The organism is Adlercreutzia agrestimuris (genome assembly GCF_943193125.1).
Classification (GTDB): Bacteria; Actinomycetota; Coriobacteriia; order Coriobacteriales; family Eggerthellaceae; genus Xiamenia; species Xiamenia agrestimuris.
Map to the genome: position 1 here is coordinate 81936 of NZ_CALPCX010000001.1, position 18352 is coordinate 100287.

Here is an 18352-nt window from a genome sequence, read left to right on the forward strand (position 1 = left end):
CTTTCTTACCGAGAAATCAACCATGACTTCATTTAGTAGTCACTTGTTTAGTCTTCAAGCGATATCAACACCGCCATCAGTGCATCATCAGGGCGATAACGCAAACGTATTGCCAGCAAGTTGCGCGCAACGGGGAAAAGACCGCCATTAACCGCCGTTACAATGGCAGACCCCAATGCATCAAGGACCTCTCCTGTAGGGGCAACAACAATGCCAGCGCTCTCAAGTGCTCCATCAATCTCTTCGCGTTCCGGCAAGACTACGGGAGCTTCTTCCATAAGCTCTTGCAGTTCAGCAGAAGCTTGAGGGGCAATAATAGAAGAGGTCATAATGGATTTAACATAGCACAATGCGCCTTCAGCATAGCGGTTTTGCTTCCAGAGCACATAAGCAAGCTGATAATAAGCCATGGCTATATCGTTGGGTTGTACCATGATTTTTAAACCATGCATGAGCGTCTGTGCGGCGTTTTCCATATCGCCTACCAGCATAAATGCGCGTCCGAGTTGCCTATACCCAGCACCTGTAGCAGGACCAAGAGCAAGTGCTTGCCTGCCATAACGAAGCGCGTCATCACTGCGCTCAAATGAGTGCTCAAGTAAACGTACGATCTCTAAGAAGCACAGGTAGTATGAATCTGGGGCAAGCTCAACACGCTTATCTGCATCTTCCCGAGCACTTTGCGGCGCAGGTAATTTACCTTGGCGTGCTTGGTTGTAAATCAAACGCGAAGCATAAGAATCAAAGGTGCGATACACCGTTGCCAAACCATCAGTAAAGCCTTCAAGTGCAGCACTTTCTGCAATAGCATCAATAAGCACATCAACTGCCTGGTCATATTCGCCAGACTCCGCAAGCGCATTGGCTCGCCCAAGTGCAGCCAAACACCTGTCTTCGCCCAAAACACAGCTCACAATAGCATTTTGATCGGTTACATCTATGCTTCCCTCTGTCAATGCAGCCATCAGGCGTGTACATCCAGCCACCGCGCGCTCATCATTGTTTGAGCTAGCTTTTTCTTGGGCAGTTCGTACCAAGCGAATAGCATCGGTTGCGCTTGTGGCGCACATCACCTCATCAGAAAGCTTTTCAGCAAAGCGTCTGCGCGTGCCATCATACATAATGCGCATATCGCAGGCATCACCCGTAATGCCAAGCACCGCAGCATCACGCGCGTCGAGCTCTTGGTGAAACGCCTCTGGTGCTTCGCGTCGCTGCTGATAGGATTCGTGCGACTTAATAAAGGCAAACGCGTCAGCATCATCAACATCATAGCGAGCCCCCGCTGCCTCAAAAATCATGCGCGGGTTGCCTGCACGCCCTGATTCAAATTCGCCATTCTCCAAATAGAAATCACGTTCAAAAGTCACATCATAAAGCGCAGGAAGAGAAGCTACATCATGCGAGCCTTCGCGCGCGTAATACTCTTTGTTCAGCTCTCGAAGTGATCGTGCAACAATATCAACTCGAGTAATCTTTTCGCTTGCTTCAAACGAGATTGCAGTCAGCAAAAGGCCAACATGCATGGCATAGCGAAGCGCCTCGTTTTGACGATCTTGCTCGGAATTAAGCTTGGCAATAGGGTTGTCGTTGTGGTCGGTATTTTCACAATTGTACGCCGGCATGATGCTTTCATCAGGCGTAACAATATTAAACGCCACCGCCCCATTCTCCAGATTTTCGCGAATTGTGATGCTAACCCTATAGGGAAGGCGCAAACGCTCAATGGCCGAAGAGATTGCACAACGCACTTCCCATTCACTCCCCGCCTCACCTAAAGGCGCGTCAGCCAAGTTGCCTAGCGCTGGTTGTTGTAGAGCAATTGTCTCAATCAGATGCCCATCCCAGCGCAAGCACTCTTCTTCGCTTGCTTGAGAAGCGCGATCGCCCAACGCCTCTGCCACGAGCAAGAAACGATTGAGCGCTGATTCAAGCGCCCAGATATATGAAGGAGGTACTTTTGCTGTTTCATCGTCAAGCGCCAAGAAGAAGGTATCTGCATAGCGAATAGTCCGCACCAGTCTTAAGGCATCGTCAGCAAGGTGCGCCTTTTGCAACACATCAATGCCTGCTTCCTCAAGCCATGCCGCTAAGCACAAGACCAAAGGCGGTGTTTGAACAAGAGGGTCAGCTCGCGTCTCTTCGACGCTTCGCAAGATGGCTTCCATAGCTTTAAGTGGTCGCTCACTGCGAAGTAGGTGGAAGATGCCATCAAGACCACGTTTGGGTAAGTGCGGAGCACCCAAGGAAGGACGGTAAACGAAAGCAAAGAATGCACGTGCCATAGCAGAGTTATAAGGCAAGTCTTCACCATGTTCGCCAAAGTCATACCAGGAATCAAAAAAGGTATACCTTCCTTTTTCACGACGAAAGCGCATAACATCGCGCGGTTCACCTTCTGGTCCTCGCACATACACGCTTCCTGTGCCATCAGCAAAGGGGTGTTCGGGATCATCGCCCACAAATTGCATATCAGGCGTGCGTGCTGGCGGAACAACGGTTGCCTCATTCATGACAAACGCGCGACCAAATGTATCCAGATATGCTAAAACGCGTACTGAGGTGTCCGGCAAAATCTCAACCGCATAACAACCGCCAGACGCCGGTAAGGAAATTCCACCTGAAACCCAACCATATATCGGTTGAACAGGGGCTCCATCAGATGCACTCGTCTCTTCAAGTGCGCCTGCAGAGCTCTTGTTTATGTTCTCCCCCATACCAGCTGGCACACGTGGAACAGCATCCGCCAATACACGCTCATGCACTTGCAAAAGCCGAGCAAACCGAGAAAACTGGTATGTCTTTTGTTGTGATTGCTCTGTCATAGATACACGCTTTCTGACAGTTTAAGCGTAGTCAACTCTGTGAGACTACTTGCCACTTGCATTTCTTAGTGATGGTGATGGCACGCCTGATCTGCCTGCATCACAGGAGCGTCACCTGCAGCAACAGCTCGTGCGGCATCGCCAACGAGAGGATGAATGTTGTCGAAATACACCGTAATGCCGCGCTCGTTAAATCCCATAAGCGGGCGCATGCCCATACCGGCAACAACAATTGCATTTACTCCCGCATCGGCCAACAGGCTTACAGGACGCAAGCAGCCGCCCTCTTCATGAGGGGGATTAATAACTTCAGTTACCTCAAGCAGTTCGCCATCGACAATTGAAATAACGCTAAAACAATCACAGTGACCAAAGTGCCCCGCGCGTTTCGCATCCATTCCTGCAGAGCCTTCAGTAGGAACAGCAAGCTTCATCGTTAAACCCATGACATGCCTCCTTCAATAAAGAGCGCTTTTCGCGCCCGTACAACTATTCAAAAAGTGACAAAGCGCCAGATGCTTTAAAAGCACCTGGCGAAACTCTTGTCGTTTAGCAAGCGAGAGCTTCGCCTGCTTTTCACTTTTGCGCCCCCTTAAGCTTTAGTGCGCTTATGTGAAACGCAGCCTGCTTACTGCGTTTGTCTTCACCGCTTTAGTCAGCGCGGTTAACCGTCCAGTCCTCAGGATGACGGCCCCACAACTCTTCGGGCTTATCCGAGGGCTGAATATATTGAACTACCAGGTCACCCATCATTTCAGTGCCAACAACCTTATCAAGGGGCGTGTCGGCATTTTTAATGTCACCAGTACGCCAACCAGCGTCCAGCACCGCGCGTACCGCTTGTGCAACATCATCGGCGGCTTCGGGCATATTTAGACTATAGCGAAGCATCATCTCAACTGAAAGAATCTGCGCAAGCGGATTTGCAATGCCTTTGCCAGCAATGTCGGGTGCGCTGCCATGGCTTGGCTCATAGAGCGCCGTGCCGTCACCTAAGCTTGCTGAAGCCAGCATGCCCAGCGAACCGGTCAACATGGAAGCTTCGTCTGAAAGGATGTCGCCAAACATGTTTTCGGTAACAACAACGTCAAACTGACGCGGATTGTTGATGAGCTGCATTGCAGCATTGTCAACCAGCATATCAATGCACTCAACATCCGGAAACTCTTGAGCTACTTCGTGCACAATCTGGCGCCACAAACGACTTGTTTCAAGCACATTGGCTTTGTCAATTGAATGCACGCGGCTTCTGCGCTTGCGAGCTGTCTCAAATGCATGGCGGGCAATGCGCTCAATCTCGTATTCGCGATACTCAAGCGTGTCATAAGCGCGCTGACCTTTTTCGCCATTTTTACCTGCGCCTTCTTCGTCATAAAAGCGCTCGCGCTTACCAAAATACAAACCGCCAGTTAATTCGCGAACAATAAGCAGATCTACGCCGTCAACTACCTCAGGCTTGAGTGTTGAAGCATCTGCGAGCGCATCAAAGATGCAAACAGGGCGCAAGTTCGCATACAAACCCAGTTCTTTACGAATGCCCAACAAGCCCTGTTCTGGGCGCGGTTGATTCGGATCAGTCGTATCCCATTTCGGACCGCCCACTGCTGCAAGCAAAACCGCATCGGACGCTTTTGCAATATCAAGAGTTTCCTGGGGAAGCGGATTTCCTGTCTCGTCAATAGCAATGCCACCAATAAGCGCCTCGGTATAGGTGAAGCTCGTGTCATACTTTTGGCCGACGGCATCCAAGACCTTTATTGCCTCAGCAATAATCTCTGGTCCGATACCATCACCTGGAAGCAAGCAGATGTTGTAGTTTTTCATTGCAAGTCCTTATCTCTTACTGTTCCATCTTTTGCTTCGTGCGATTAATCAGGCCACCAGCCTCTATAATCTCGCGAATAAACGGCGGAAATGGTTGCGCTTTAAATGATTGACCAGTAGTTTCGTCGGTAATGATGCCTGCATCAGCATCAACACTCACCACATCCCCAGCGCTGATTGCGTCAACCGCCTCAGGACATTCCATGATTGCCAAGCCCGTATTGATGGAGTTGCGATAAAAAATACGTGCGAAGCTTTTGGCAATAACAACGTCAACACCAGCTGCTTTAATGGCAATGGGCGCATGTTCGCGCGAAGAGCCACAACCAAAGTTCTCGTCAGCAACAATGATGTCACCAGGAGTTACTTTGTTGACAAATTCAACGTCTAAGTCCTCCAAGCAATGCTTTGCAAGCTCAGCAGGGTCAGAAGTATTCAAGTAGCGAGCCGGAATAATGACATCGGTGTCAATGTCGCGACCATATCTATGGGCAGTTCCTTTAAATTGCATGGTTACTACTCCTGTTCATCTAAGTCTTGCGGAAGACCAATGTGTCCAAGCACTGCTGAAGCTGCAGCTACAGCAGGAGAAGCTAGGTACACTTCGCTCGTTGGATCTCCCATGCGTCCAACAAAGTTACGATTCGTGGTTGCAATGGCGCGTTCGCCCGCAGCCAAGATGCCCATATAGCCACCCAGGCATGGACCACACGTAGGCGTAGAAACTGCACAGTTTGCATCTAAGAAGATGTCCATCAGGCCCTCTTCGATGCACTGACGATAGACTTGCTGCGTTGCAGGAATAACAATACAGCGAACACGAGGATGCACCTTGCGACCGCGCAGTACTTCAGCAGCCTGGCGCATATCAACGATGCGACCATTGGTGCAACTTCCAATAACCGCCTGATCAATAACAACATCGCGAGACTCGGCTGCCGGTCGTGTGTTGGAAGGCAAATGCGGGAATGCAACAGTTGGCTGAATGTCTGCCGCATTGATTTCGTAGACTTTCGCATAGGTTGCATCAGGATCAGAATGATATTCGGTATAAGGCTTTTCTACGCGACCATCCATATAGGCACGCGTCACTTCATCAACCTCAATCAAGCCAGCCTTGCCGCCTGCCTCAATTGCCATGTTAGATATAGACATACGTTCATCCATATCCATATTACGAATGGCGCTTCCGGTGAATTCCATTGCCTGATACAGAGCGCCATCCACTCCAATCATGCCAATGATATGCAAGATGACATCTTTTCCGGTAACCCCCGGCGCAAGTTCGCCCTCAATTTTAAACAGCAAGCTTTCTGGAACCTTAAACCATGCTTTGCCAGTTGCATAGCCAACGCCTGCATCGGTTGACCCCACACCAGTAGCAAATGCGCCAAGAGCGCCATATGTGCAGGTGTGACTGTCAGCGCCAATGATTAAGTCACCAGCACCCACCACGCCTTGCTCGGGCAAAAGCGCGTGCTCAACACCCATGCAGCCAACTTCGTAATAATGCGTGATACCCTGTTCGTGAGCAAAATCACGGACAATCTTTGCCTGCTCGGCACTTTTGATGTCTTTATTCGGAACATAATGGTCAGGAACAAGCGCGATCTTCGTGGGATCAAAAACGCGCTCAACGCCAATTTTATTAAATTCGCGAATAGCGATAGGGGCCGTAACGTCATTAGATAAGACGAGATCCAGGTCGCATTCGATGAGCTGACCGGGCTCTACTTCGTCTAATCCGGCATGTGCGGCCAAGATCTTTTCCGCCATCGTCATGGGACGTGCCATAGATGCTCCTTCACACTTGGTACTTTCGTTGTCGTTTTGGCTACTTTTATTCCTCATAAAGCGGTGATAAAAGCGCATATACAATCCGAATTATTGTACCACCGTAAAGGAGCACCTATGAGAAGAGCCCGTGTAAGGCTCTTCGAGAGGATGTATTTAACAGATTTGAAATGTGCAGAGGCGCAGAGGTTACAAATACGCCCCAAGCGCACCAAAGAATGTTGCAGTGGCAATGCCCCCAATGGCAAGACCAACAACAACTCCAAGCCCAATCCAAACTACAAAACCGATAATGGAGAACTTCACTGCATCATTTTTAACTTGAGGCACTTTATCTGCATTGCAAACCCACGCAAGTACTACGCCCGGAATGCCCAAAAACGCACCGATAACCGCCCAAGCAAACTTCATGCCCCCCGTAAGTTGCTGCAACGGCGTTGGAACGAATACTGGTTGCGGTGCAGCTTGAGGGGTATACCCAGGTTGTACCTGTGGTTGATAAGCTGGTGATACCGGCATACCTTGTGCTGTTGGCGGAACGCCTACCGGTTGCGGCGCTGCTTGCGGCGTTGGCTGCGGTGCAGGTTGGGGCGCTGGTTGAGGCGCGGGTTGGGCTGTCGCAGGTTGAGGCGACCCCTGGACAACCTCATTCTGCGGTGCGCCTCCGTTGGCCGGTTCTACATTTGTAGTTGACACAACTTGCGATGAAACGACTGATTCAGAATTTGTCGCCGTTTCAATTGTTTGATTTTGCTTCTCTTCTTCGCTCATAATGACCTCTCTTGATCAAATATCATATTGGGTATGCTTCATTAAAGCATGCATTAAGCTTACTTATAGTATAAGCAAGCCCCTTCTTTAAGCTGATTACAATGAGCTATCGTTGCTGATAAATCAGGTTTTCTTAAGACCATTTTTCATTATTACACAGATTTCGAGTTGCCGAAGAATAAGAGTTCAGGCACCCTCTTTCGTTGCGGTTTCACTTCTTGAAACACGCTTGAGTGGTTGATGCACGCAACGATTAAAACCTCTGACCAAACCTCAAATAGGGTCGAATTGATCTATTATGCGCTGATCAGGAGTTATGGAAGAATTTGTCGAAACTGCGCGCCAATTTTGTTACAGAGCTGAACTAAAATATGGCGGTTTTTGGCAAACTTTGGCAGGGAATGTGTCCGATTAGGCGGTTTTTGAAGGATGACCCACCTAATCGGCAACTTTTCCAGCCATTTTGAGGCCCAATCCACCTAATCAGGCACTTTTCCTGCCAAAGTTTGGTGTTTTATTGCAAATTTTATCACGCCGATCACCCTGCCGGCCGCCCGAGCTGGGCGAACGCGAGCATCAGCGCGAGCGCGAGCGGCGGGCAGCACTAAGAAAGCGCCGAACAGAGAGCATCCAGCAAGGTAATAGCGAAATGCTGCGCAGAGCGTCCTTCGCCAGCCCCTTCCCAAACAATACCCGGAAGCTCAATAGCAATGCGAGCAGGCTGAGCCATCTCGGCTGCCTCAAGGGCAGAATCCAGGCGAAGCGCCAACGTATTATCAGGGTCAAAGGTCACACGAGGAACTTGTCCTGTTTGCTCTTCAGGTAAAACGATATGCACTAAAAGCATGCTTTCATCTGGGGCAACCAATAAAGAATCCGCGCTTACGATCTTTGAAGCGGGATTGGTTGCAAGCGCCAAATTTGACATACGAGAAGCGACAGAGCGCGTAAATTCATCGGTACCAAACAAGCAGAGCGCATTGCGTTCAAGCACATCTGCTGCACGAGCAAAGCCAAGATGACTTGTGCCATGAACTGCTTCTTTACCTTCCCAGGAATGATGCAGATTGCGAAGCGCAGCGTAAGTGTACGCCCCGGCAATACCATCAGAAGGAAGACCTAAATTCAGCTGGAATTTGCGCAATGCAAGTTCAGTAAATGCACCAAAAATGCCATCGGTTTCACCACAGGCAAAGCCAAGTGCTCCAAGTGCTTGTTGCAATTGCAGCACATCGTGTCCATGAAAATAAGGCATGCGCAGATACAGCGTTCTATCCCCCAAGCTAAATGACGCATCAACAAGCGCCACCCATACACGCTCAGTTACACCATCAGCAGGTTCAAGGCCGGACTGCTCGCAAAATACCTGCAAGGCCTTTGCGGTTGTGTCGCCAAAATTGCCATCGATATCTGCTTCTTTTAAAAGACCAATGAGCGCTAGACGCTGTTGCACGTCTTCAACAGCAACTCCCTGATCATATTTCTTGATTGTTTCCATGCGCTATTGCAACCTATTCACAAACCAGTCCGCCATTGACACCAAAAGGTCGCGAGCATCAGACTCTCGAAGCTGCGCTACCAAAGATTGTTTCGCCTGATCAGTTAATTGCGAAGCATATTCGCGAGCATATTGAATACTGCCCGTTTTTTCCATAATGGCAACCGCTTCAGCTAATACTTCTGCATCTTTTTCATGCGAAGACAGAATCTCAATTAAGCGCGCACGATCTTGCTCATCTGCATGCTGAATTGCGTGCACTACAACTAACGTGCGCTTTCCTTCAGTGATGTCGTTGCGGAAATCCTTCTTGGTGCTCTCTTCAGAACCAATAAGGTTGAGCAAGTCGTCTTGGATCTGGAACGCAAGACCAGTAGCAAGACCATATTGGCGAAGCGCTTCAATTTCTTCCTCGGTACCACCGCCCACGATTGCTCCAACAGCAAGCGGCACCGCTCCTGAATAATGTGCAGTTTTGTGAGTTGCCATTACCAGATAATCCTCAGGCGTAATATCGTAGCGACCGTCGCGCGCCCAGCCAATATCAAGCGCCTGACCTTCAATGGTTCGACGCGTCATATTAATAAGTTCAGAAATAACGCGTACTTTTGTTGCATCATCAAGATTGTCATCATCAACAACCGTGCCATTAACGGTAGAAAGCGCCAAGTCTCCTACGTTGATGGCAATGCCTAAGCCCTCGCTTAGGTGCATGCACGGCTCTCCACGACGAAGCTCAGCTTCATCGGCAATATCGTCATGAATAAGCGCTGCAGTATGGAAATGCTCAATAGCAGCTGCGGCCGAAGTGGCCTTATCCATATTGCCACCAACTGCCCTACATGCCGCAAAACAAATAAGCGGACGATGGCGCTTACCAGCATTTTCGCTATAGCTTCTCAGTGGGTCGTATAAATATCGATCCATGTCAGGATGTGACCCCTGAGGAATAAATGTGTTCACCAAATCACCAACAGGATCAGCAAAATATGCAAGATACGACGCAAAGGATTCGGGATAATTTGGTGCTGATTCGATAATTGAATTGATGGTATTCATGAGCGCTTTCTTGTGTTGTCGTGTGCTAGTTCAACTGTCCATGGTACCACAAAAAAAGAGCTTGTTTTGTGCACTCTATGGGTTATGGCGAATTCGCCAACATTCGCCAAGTTGGCGGTTTGATCACAGCAAAAAGGCACCCAGAGAAAACAAAAAGCGCCCAAAGGACGCTTTAAATTGATGAACTGGTAGGAGCGATGGGACTCGAACCCATAAGCCTTGCGGCGGCGGATTTTAAGTCCGCTGCGTCTGCCAATTCCGCCACGCTCCCAAATTGTCAACGCAGACTATAGTACCAAACTTCACCAAAACAAGCCACAAAGAGTTGGTGAACGCATAAGACGTTCATTCTGATTACGCCATCAGGAGTACCCGGCACCTCAAGAACGAGAAACTAGATAAACTCTTTGCGCGCCTCGGCTAATACAATACCTTGCAAGATGTCAGATTCACTCACCACAAAATCGGGTGTATCGAACAAATCCATAACCACCTGCAAAATCAGCATGCCCGCAACAATAACAGGTGCTCGCCCCGGGTCGAGACCAACCGTTTGTGCGCGTTTTGCAACATCTTCGCTTGCTAATTGCTTTGCAATACTGTCCACATCATGCCTGGTTACACGCGCACCATGCACGCGTTCGGTATCGTAGACCACCATCTTTTCGCGAATTGAAACCACTGAAGTTGCTGTTCCAGCAACGCAGACCACCTTGTCAACTGGAGCGCTTTCAGCTGCCAGCTGGGCAAAAAATGGCTCCATTGTCTGGCGAATCCATAAGCGCGCTGCATCTAGCTCAGCTTCGGTGGGCGGATCGGTAAAGAAAAACTTTTCAGTCACGCGGCGACATCCCACATCAAAAGAATGCGCGCACTGTACACCTTCACCCGTGCATCCAACAATTACCTCGGTTGAGCCGCCACCTATATCAACCACAGCAATTCGCTCACAAGCAAAGCTGCTTGCAACCCCCGCAAACGAAAGGGCTGCTTCGCGCTCACCAGGTATTATGGCAAGCTTGACACCAAGACGCTCAACACGAGCAATAAACTCCTCGCCATTTTGAGCATCTCGAGCTGCTGAAGTTGCTACAGCAACGATAGGAATGGGTTTGCCATAAGCGCGTTGTTGCTCGTCTACTCTTTGCAGGTAATGCGTGATGGCAGCCTCAGCGCGCTTCATCGCACTCTCTTTTAAGACGCCCGTAGCATTTACATCCTCGCCCAAGTTAACGATGGTGTATCCGCGTTCAACATCGCGCACTGATCCATCAGCTAACACATCTGCAATCAACATTCGACACGTCACAGTTCCAATATCAATTGCACCATAACGTCCAGGTTGTAAGGTCATTCTGCTTCCGTTTCAAGTGATTCTTGCACATCGCCAACGCCAAAAACTACATCCAAAAATGGCGAATACCAGGTTTGTGGAGGAGGAACGCTTCCAGCTACTACATTAGCTACAAAGGGATCCTCTACCTCTTCTAGATCAAGACCTCGCACGTTTGCTGTTTCTTCGCCCTCTTTAATCCAACCAAGTTCTTCATGTGCACGAGCCTCAACACCTGATTGCGTTTGCAGGTCAGCCACATCGGCCGCCAAACGCGCATTGCGTTGTTCAAGCGCTGCATATTCTGCTTGCAGCTGATCGTGTTCACGTGAAGCCACGTAGAGGTCTTTGGCGGGCTGATACAAAAATACCCATGATAGAGCCAGCACCGCAATAACGGTACCCAGTACAACAGGGGCTTTAATGAAGTTTTGCTTGATGCCAAATGCGCCAAAACCTCGCTTAGACGAAGACTTTGTCGCACTTTGCTGCATGCGCGCTGCTTGTTTATGCTTTGTGCCCATCTGCCCTTTGTAAAGCGCAGCCCGCGGCGCGCCCTCTGACGAGGCAGGCGAATCAGAGCCGTATTGCTTATTGAAACGAGCTTCTGCTTTCTTTTTTGTTCGATTGCGCTTTTTGGCTTGTGCGCTCCGAGAGACGCTCTTTTTTGAAGCTCCTCTTTGAACTGCGTATTCCTCATCTTCTTCGCAGTCCTGCTCGTAGTCATCTGGACCGTAAAGTGCAACCATCCCTGTATTGCGCGATGCGGAACGATTACGACTGCGCGAAGAAGAGCCGCCAAAACCATCAGCCAATGAAGGCACACGAGAAGAGCCGACGCCGCTGCGTCGCGCTTCGTCAAACGAAAGTATATTCGTCTTTTTTGCCAACGGAAGTGGCTCCTTTGCGCATTGTAGTGTGGTTAATGTTTATATAATGCAAGAAGCTAGTTATCAGAATACCACAGAGCAACCCTTTTGCGCGCTGCTTTTGCTGCATTGTAAAAAACAACAGCGCAGACGCACAGAGTTGCTCTGTGATTGTCGACTTTTTGTCAACGAATGTTTTGGTTGCGCGTAATGCTAAACTCTCCACGCTTCCAAATAGGAGCGCGCGCTAGTTTCCTTGCGCCTCCAAAACGTCAATGGCCTCCCCAAGTGATCGCATGATGTTTCTGCGAGAGAGAGCACCAACCAATTTGCCATCGCGAATAACGGGCACCTTCTTAATGCGTTTGGTAGCAAACAACGTGCAAACCTCATCAAGCGGTGTGTCCCAAGAAACTGAGATCACACGCTTAGTTGCAACCGCCATAACATTGAGATTCATAAGCTCAATCAAGCGATTAATGGACGTTTCGTCGTCGGTGTAACGATAGATATTAAGTGTTGAATCCAAAAGTGAAATTTCTGTTTTGCCCAGATAACTTGCCACATCGCCATCAGAAACGAAGCCGACAAGATCACCTTCGTTGTTCACAACCGGAACACCACTGGTTTGATGTTTGTCCATCAAACGAATCACGTCTTTCATAGAGGCAGTATCAAGGGCGCACACCGGCTCGCGATTCATCACGTCAACCGCACGATACAGCTTATCTTGACCGAAGGCCTGTTCAGAAGTTGTATCAACCACAACGCCATCAATGCCTGCCGCGTAATCGACCAACTCTTCGCCCTTTTCAACCGCACCAGCAGCAGCTTGAGCAGGCATCTTCTTGTCTCGAGCGAAGAACAGAATCACCAAAGCTGCAACACACATAAGTCCGAACGTGGTCATATATGCCATGTGGTCGCCCAAATATGACTGCTCAAAGGCAGAAGCGTTTGGTGCCACATAAGGAGCCAGCGCAGAGACCGACACCAAGACCGCAGTACCAAAAGAACCTGCCACCTGGTTCATGGTATTTGACAGCGCTTGGGCGTGTTGGATGACACGATTATCAAGCGAGTTAACGCCCCATGTATTAAGTGGCGTCATGGTAAATTGGAGACCAATCACCAAAACGGTATAAGTAATTACCACCGTAATAAAGTTTGCATCTATGCCCAAACGCGCAAGACCTGATGCACCAATGACTGCAACGATAACGCCAGGCACTGCAATTCTGCGCATACCAAAACGGTCGAAAAGGCGTCCGCTTATCAAGCCCATGACCGCGCCAATAACCGCACCTGGCAACATGGCCAAACCTGACATTGTTGCCGTAAAGCCCAAAATTCCTTGGATGTAGAGCGGCGTAATAACTTCTGTGCCCAAAAGCGATGCTTGTACAATAATGATGACTATTGCAGCTGTTGCATACTTGCGTGTTTTTAAAATGCTGACATTAAGCATAGGCTGCTCAAGTTTAAGCTGACGACGCACATAGCACGCAACAAGCACAATACCTACTACGATCAGTGCCAAAGTGACAAACATATTGTCCGTTGAGGCGAAGGTAGAGAGCCCGTAGAGCAAGCTGACCAAGCCCAGTGTTGAAAGAATCACTGACACCACATCAAATTTCATACGAGCAAATTCGCCATAGTTGCGCAAAAAACGCGCAGAAAGCAACACAACCACAACGCCAAGCACCGTGATAATTGTGAAAAGAGCACGCCAACCAACACTATCAACCAACAAACCCGAAAGTGATGGACCTACCGCAGGCGCAAATCCAATGATAAGACCTATAACACCCATTGCCGTTCCACGCTTTTCGCGCGGAAACACCAGCAGAATCACGGTAAATACCATCGGCATGACCGCACCAGTACACGCAGCTTGCAGAATACGACCCAGCAAAATCACCCAGAAATTCGGCGCGATTGCCGCCAGAAAGCTACCTACGGTAAACACCGATAGCGCCGTAATAAAAAGCTGTCGCGTGCTAAAACGTCCAACAAGATACGCCGAAAGCGGGATAACAACCGCCTCGACCAATGCATACACTGATGTCAACCACTGTGCTGTTGTGGGGGTAATTCCCATATCGGCCATAATTGCTGGAAGTGCTGGCGAAAGCATGGTGAGATTCAATACCGCCAGCAGCGTGCCGGTAAGCAACACGCCAACCATTACCAATTCTTTTCTACTTACACCTAATGCCATATGCACCACTCCTATGCTCAAATATCTCGCGTGCAAAACGCCTTTTACTTGCCAAATTGCAACTTCGCCTTCTCGCAACCCAGCGAAAAGGCGAAGTTAGAATGATACTAAATTTTTGGCGCAATAGGCACGATACGATTCGGTAAATGGTACAGCGTCCTTTTGCAAAATGACTACAAATCTAAATCCTTAATAAAGCACCGCCATTTTTCAAACGATTCATCGGAGATAGCATGCTCCATCATGCACGCCTCTTTCTCTGCGCGCTCGGCTTCAATCCCAAGCGCCTTATGCAAAAAGGCGAAAAGCATCTGATGGCGCTCAAGCACCGAAGAACCATAAGCATACCCTTCTGCGGTAAGCGTTATGTCCCCATAATAAGGCTGATCAGCGAAGCCTTTCTCCTTAAGGATGCCCACCGCCTTATTAACTGACGCTTTAGACACTCCCATTTTGGCCGCTAGATCCACTGAGCGAACGGCCGCATCTGTGGTTCCTCCCAACATCACCAAAGCTTCTAAGTAATCCTCGTAAGACTTCGACATCTTTTCCACAGAGCGCCTCCTCATAATCAGCGTCTATGGTAGCACAAAGATTTCACCAAGATGGGTCAGTCACAAACTCACAAGACGCGCGTGCTTATACCTCATGGCTGATGCTTGAGCATCCGCGACACCCTGCACAACCTCCTGCACAACCGCAACCAGCCGAGGCGCTTGTACTATCTTTATCCGCATGACAGTCACAAAGCCCCTTTTTGAACAAGCGTTTGAGTGCAAGAGCCGCCAGCGCCACAATAACCAATCCCAAGACTACGGTGGCTGGAGTCATTTCCAAAGGCACCATATACCAATTTCCTTTCATATTTTCATATCCGCTATGCTGCGTTTTTCTGTGTTTTCTTCAAGCCTTTTACTGGCTCATGTGAATAATCAGGCGTCGGCCTAAAGATGAGATAAAGCATGCCAGCAGCTACCACAAACGCCACAACTGTCCAGAAGTTAAAAGCCACTTCGCCTGTGATCAGGCCACCAATTTGATACACCATCAAACCAACGCACCACGCAAATCCCGTCATGTAACCAATGGCAGCCCAGGTCCATCGTGCAGACATCATTTGACGACGAATTGTGCCAATAGCTGCAAAGCACGGAGCGCACAAAAGATTGAATGCGCAAAACGCCATAATTGCAACCGACGAGCCACCCATAAGCGCAGCAAACGAAGACCACAGAGTCGGATCGGTTTCGCCCACCTCGCCCAAGCTGGTGATAATACCAACCGTGGCAACAACGTTTTCCTTCGCTACAAGACCGGTGATGGTGGTAACTGTTGACTCCCAATTGCCAAAGCCAAGCGGCGCAAAAATCCATGCCAAAAGATTGCCCAAACCAGCCATCAGTGAGTACTGAATATAGTCATCCATCTCAGTATCAAGCAACCCAAACGAACCTTCATACATTCCAAAGTTCAACAGGAACCAAATTACCATCGAGGAGAGGAAGATGATCGTTCCCGCCTTAACCACATAGCTCTTAACGCGCTCCCACATAGACAACAACACATTTTTTACCGTGGGCAGGTGATACTGCGGAAGCTCCATGATGAATGGGGCAGCCTCGCCAGCAAACGCCTTGAGCTTTTTGAGCATGATGCACGAAATAATAATGGCGAATAGTCCGAGGAAGTAAAATACTGGAGCAACCCACCAGGTAGCTTCATAGTCTCCCCCTGCCAAAGCACCAAACACAAGCGCAATAATTGGCAGTTTTGCTCCGCACGGGATCATGGTGGTGGTCATGATAGTCATGCGGCGGTCTTTTTCGTTTTCGATTGTTTTCGTTGCCATAACTGCTGGCACTCCACAACCGGACGCAATGAGCATAGGAATAAACGACTTACCTGATAGGCCAAACCGACGGAAGATGCGATCCATAATGAACGCAACGCGCGCCATATAGCCGCAACCCTCCAAAAAGCCGAGAAGAATAAAGAGAACGATAAGCTGAGGGATGAAGCCAATAACTGCACCGACACCAGCAATAATGCCATCCAGGATCAAGCTGGAAAGCCATGGCGCACAGTCAATCGAATCAAGCCACTCTCCCACAACAACAGGCACGCCAACATGATACAAGCCATATGCCGCAGGGTCAGGCTCTTCAAGTTCGCCAGCTTCAAATGCAGCTACACCTTCCGAGGTCTCAAGAATCCCTTCGAATTCTTCAACAGCGGCATCGTATTGTTCGGTGCCGGTATAGAGCCACCCGTCACCAAACAAACCATCGTTTGCCCAGTCGGTCACAAGTGTGCCTACAGTTGAGACCGAGATGTAGTACACCAAAAACATCACGATGATAAAGATAGGCAAACCAAGAACGCGATTCGTCACAACCTTGTCAATCTTTTGCGTCAAGGTTTCAGTTTGCGGCTTTCGCTCAACGCACCTGCTACATGCTGCAGCGATATTCTCATAGCGTTCGTTGGTTATGAGGGACTCCACATCCTCATCCTCAGCCGCTTCAAGCTGTTCGCGAATAGCTGCGATTGCGTGCAACGAAGACGCGTCAAGCGTCAATGAAGCTATAGTCTTTTGCTCACCTTCAAGCAGCTTGATGGCATACCAACGTTGAGCGCGACCCGCGATAGCACTGCCTGCACAGTCCTCCACCTTGAGAAGCGCCGCCTCTACTGAAGCAGAAAAGCGCAGGTGAGAGGTTGGTTCTGCTGCCTTTTTTGCCTCAACAACGGCGGTTTGCATAAGCTCTTTAATACCGCGACCGCGCAGGGCAGATATAGGCACAATCGGGCAACCAAGTTCTTGCGAAAGCGCATCAACGTCAATATGATCACCGTTTTTCTCAACAAGATCCATCATATTAAGTGCAATAACTACAGGAATGCCCACAGCAATAAGCTGCGTTGTCAGATACAGATTACGCTCAAGATTAGTGGCGTCCACAAGATTAATCACCACATCAGGATGCGAGCTTAGCAGATACTCGCGCGTCACAACCTCTTCGGGCGAATAAGGGGACAGCGAGTACACTCCCGGCAAGTCCGTGATAGTCACGTCTTTATCGACAGAGTACTTACCTTCTTTTTTCTCAACCGTTACACCCGGCCAATTGCCCACATACTGGTTTGCACCCGTGAGATCGTTAAAAAGCGTGGTCTTGCCGCAATTAGGATTACCAGCAAGGGCTACGTTGATTCCCATCTTCATCCTTTCTAAATTAATTCTTGAGCTATGTCCTAATTGTTAGTTAGGGTTAACTCGTCCTCAAAAGAAAAGCGCTTTGCGCTTTGCATTCCGTTTCTCTTCTGCAAAACACCCGCGTCTTGCAAGCGTGTTTCTTATTGCGGTATCACCAGCACGTTTTGCGCCTCGCTTTTACGAAGTGAAAGCTCATAGCCACGAACCGTAACCTCAAGAGGGTCTCCTAGCGGAGCCACCTTGCGAACGTAAACTGCGGTGCCCTTTGTGATACCCATATCCATAATATGACGCTTAAGAGCACCCTCCCCTGTCAACGAAACCACCGTTGCGGTTTGACCAATCGGTATGTCTCGCAAAGTTACTACATCGTTTTGTGTGTGATCCATGTACTGTCTCCTTTCTTATCTGCTTCTTTTGCAGCTCACGTTTTGAGCAATGTACCCTTAGGCTTCAACAGTAATGTTGAGGGCAACTGCGCGATTGAGCGCAAATTGCGCCCCTTTAATCTCAACAATCACATCTCCACTATGCTCAGAAATAACCGTCACAGGCGCATGCTCAACAAACCCGAGGTTTTTAAGATGCTGACGAAGCTCTCCTTTGCCGCGTACCTTAACCACACGACCTTGCTGCCCACCGCGCAAAAACGAAAGCGGCATCTGCTGCGCCCTGTATGCGTTTTGGCTCATCTGCTCAGCTGATGCAGGGACAAATGTTGGCATTTCTTGTGTTATGGTTGCGCTCATTGTGGCTCCTTTTGTGCATTGCAAGTCAGAGATTGTATTTTCACTCTGCAGAGTACGCGTATCTCTTCTCCTATAAGTTAACCATATGCAACAAAAAGTATCGTACTACTAACTTTTTATCTTGGAAACCATGGTTAACATTTTCTCCAAAACTTTTTAGTAAGTGGTATTTTGCTTGATCACCCAAAC

General features: G+C 49.0%; 16 protein-coding genes and 1 tRNA gene. All 17 read right to left on the reverse strand.

Annotated elements, in window-relative coordinates:
- Positions 1-47 precede the first annotated feature (47 nt).
- Positions 48-2825, reverse strand: a complete 2778-nt coding sequence (locus tag NFR28_RS00295) for a tetratricopeptide repeat protein (protein WP_251177842.1) — start codon at positions 2823-2825, stop codon at positions 48-50.
- Positions 2826-2890: 65 nt separating this feature from the next.
- Complete coding sequence (locus NFR28_RS00300) at positions 2891-3271, reverse strand: NifB/NifX family molybdenum-iron cluster-binding protein (protein ID WP_251177843.1); 381 nt, start codon at positions 3269-3271, stop codon at positions 2891-2893.
- Between the two features lie 205 nt (positions 3272-3476).
- Complete coding sequence (gene leuB / locus NFR28_RS00305) at positions 3477-4649, reverse strand: 3-isopropylmalate dehydrogenase (protein ID WP_251177844.1); 1173 nt, start codon at positions 4647-4649, stop codon at positions 3477-3479.
- Between the two features lie 16 nt (positions 4650-4665).
- The gene (leuD, locus tag NFR28_RS00310) at positions 4666-5160 is read right to left on the reverse strand and encodes a 3-isopropylmalate dehydratase small subunit (RefSeq protein WP_251177845.1); all 495 of its coding nucleotides are present in this window, start codon (positions 5158-5160) and stop codon (positions 4666-4668) included.
- Positions 5161-5165: 5 nt separating this feature from the next.
- Positions 5166-6443 carry a 3-isopropylmalate dehydratase large subunit gene (gene leuC, locus NFR28_RS00315; protein ID WP_251177846.1) on the reverse strand — a complete coding sequence of 426 codons (1278 nt, stop codon included), beginning with the start codon at positions 6441-6443 and terminating at the stop codon, positions 5166-5168.
- Between the two features lie 189 nt (positions 6444-6632).
- The gene (locus NFR28_RS00320) at positions 6633-7214 is read right to left on the reverse strand and encodes a spore coat protein SP96 (protein ID WP_251177847.1); all 582 of its coding nucleotides are present in this window, start codon (positions 7212-7214) and stop codon (positions 6633-6635) included.
- A gap of 604 nt (positions 7215-7818) precedes the next feature.
- The gene (locus tag NFR28_RS00325; RefSeq protein ID WP_251177848.1) at positions 7819-8712 is read right to left on the reverse strand and encodes a peptidoglycan-binding domain-containing protein; all 894 of its coding nucleotides are present in this window, start codon (positions 8710-8712) and stop codon (positions 7819-7821) included.
- A gap of 3 nt (positions 8713-8715) precedes the next feature.
- Positions 8716-9771, reverse strand: coding sequence for a polyprenyl synthetase family protein (locus tag NFR28_RS00330; RefSeq protein ID WP_251177849.1), 1056 nt, complete (start codon positions 9769-9771; stop codon positions 8716-8718).
- Between the two features lie 186 nt (positions 9772-9957).
- Positions 9958-10042, reverse strand: a tRNA-Leu gene (locus tag NFR28_RS00335).
- A gap of 123 nt (positions 10043-10165) precedes the next feature.
- The gene (locus NFR28_RS00340; RefSeq protein ID WP_251177850.1) at positions 10166-11125 is read right to left on the reverse strand and encodes a Ppx/GppA phosphatase family protein; all 960 of its coding nucleotides are present in this window, start codon (positions 11123-11125) and stop codon (positions 10166-10168) included.
- A complete protein-coding gene (locus NFR28_RS00345) occupies positions 11122-11994 on the reverse strand; it encodes an FtsB family cell division protein (protein ID WP_251177851.1) in 873 nt (290 codons plus the stop codon). Before NFR28_RS00345 ends, NFR28_RS00340 begins: the two co-directional genes overlap by 4 nt.
- Positions 11995-12220: 226 nt before the next feature.
- The gene (locus NFR28_RS00350; protein WP_251177852.1) at positions 12221-14197 is read right to left on the reverse strand and encodes an MDR family MFS transporter; all 1977 of its coding nucleotides are present in this window, start codon (positions 14195-14197) and stop codon (positions 12221-12223) included.
- Positions 14198-14370: 173 nt separating this feature from the next.
- Positions 14371-14751, reverse strand: a complete 381-nt coding sequence (locus tag NFR28_RS00355) for a metal-dependent transcriptional regulator (RefSeq protein ID WP_251177853.1) — start codon at positions 14749-14751, stop codon at positions 14371-14373.
- Between the two features lie 85 nt (positions 14752-14836).
- Positions 14837-15043 carry a hypothetical protein gene (locus NFR28_RS00360; RefSeq protein ID WP_251177854.1) on the reverse strand — a complete coding sequence of 69 codons (207 nt, stop codon included), beginning with the start codon at positions 15041-15043 and terminating at the stop codon, positions 14837-14839.
- 31 nt (positions 15044-15074) lie between these two features.
- Entirely contained in the window at positions 15075-17417 is a 2343-nt protein-coding gene (feoB, locus tag NFR28_RS00365) for a ferrous iron transporter B (protein WP_251177855.1), read from the reverse strand.
- Positions 17418-17554: 137 nt separating this feature from the next.
- The gene (locus NFR28_RS00370) at positions 17555-17803 is read right to left on the reverse strand and encodes a FeoA family protein (protein WP_251177856.1); all 249 of its coding nucleotides are present in this window, start codon (positions 17801-17803) and stop codon (positions 17555-17557) included.
- Between the two features lie 57 nt (positions 17804-17860).
- Positions 17861-18163, reverse strand: coding sequence for a FeoA family protein (locus NFR28_RS00375; protein ID WP_251177857.1), 303 nt, complete (start codon positions 18161-18163; stop codon positions 17861-17863).
- Positions 18164-18352 lie beyond the last annotated feature (189 nt).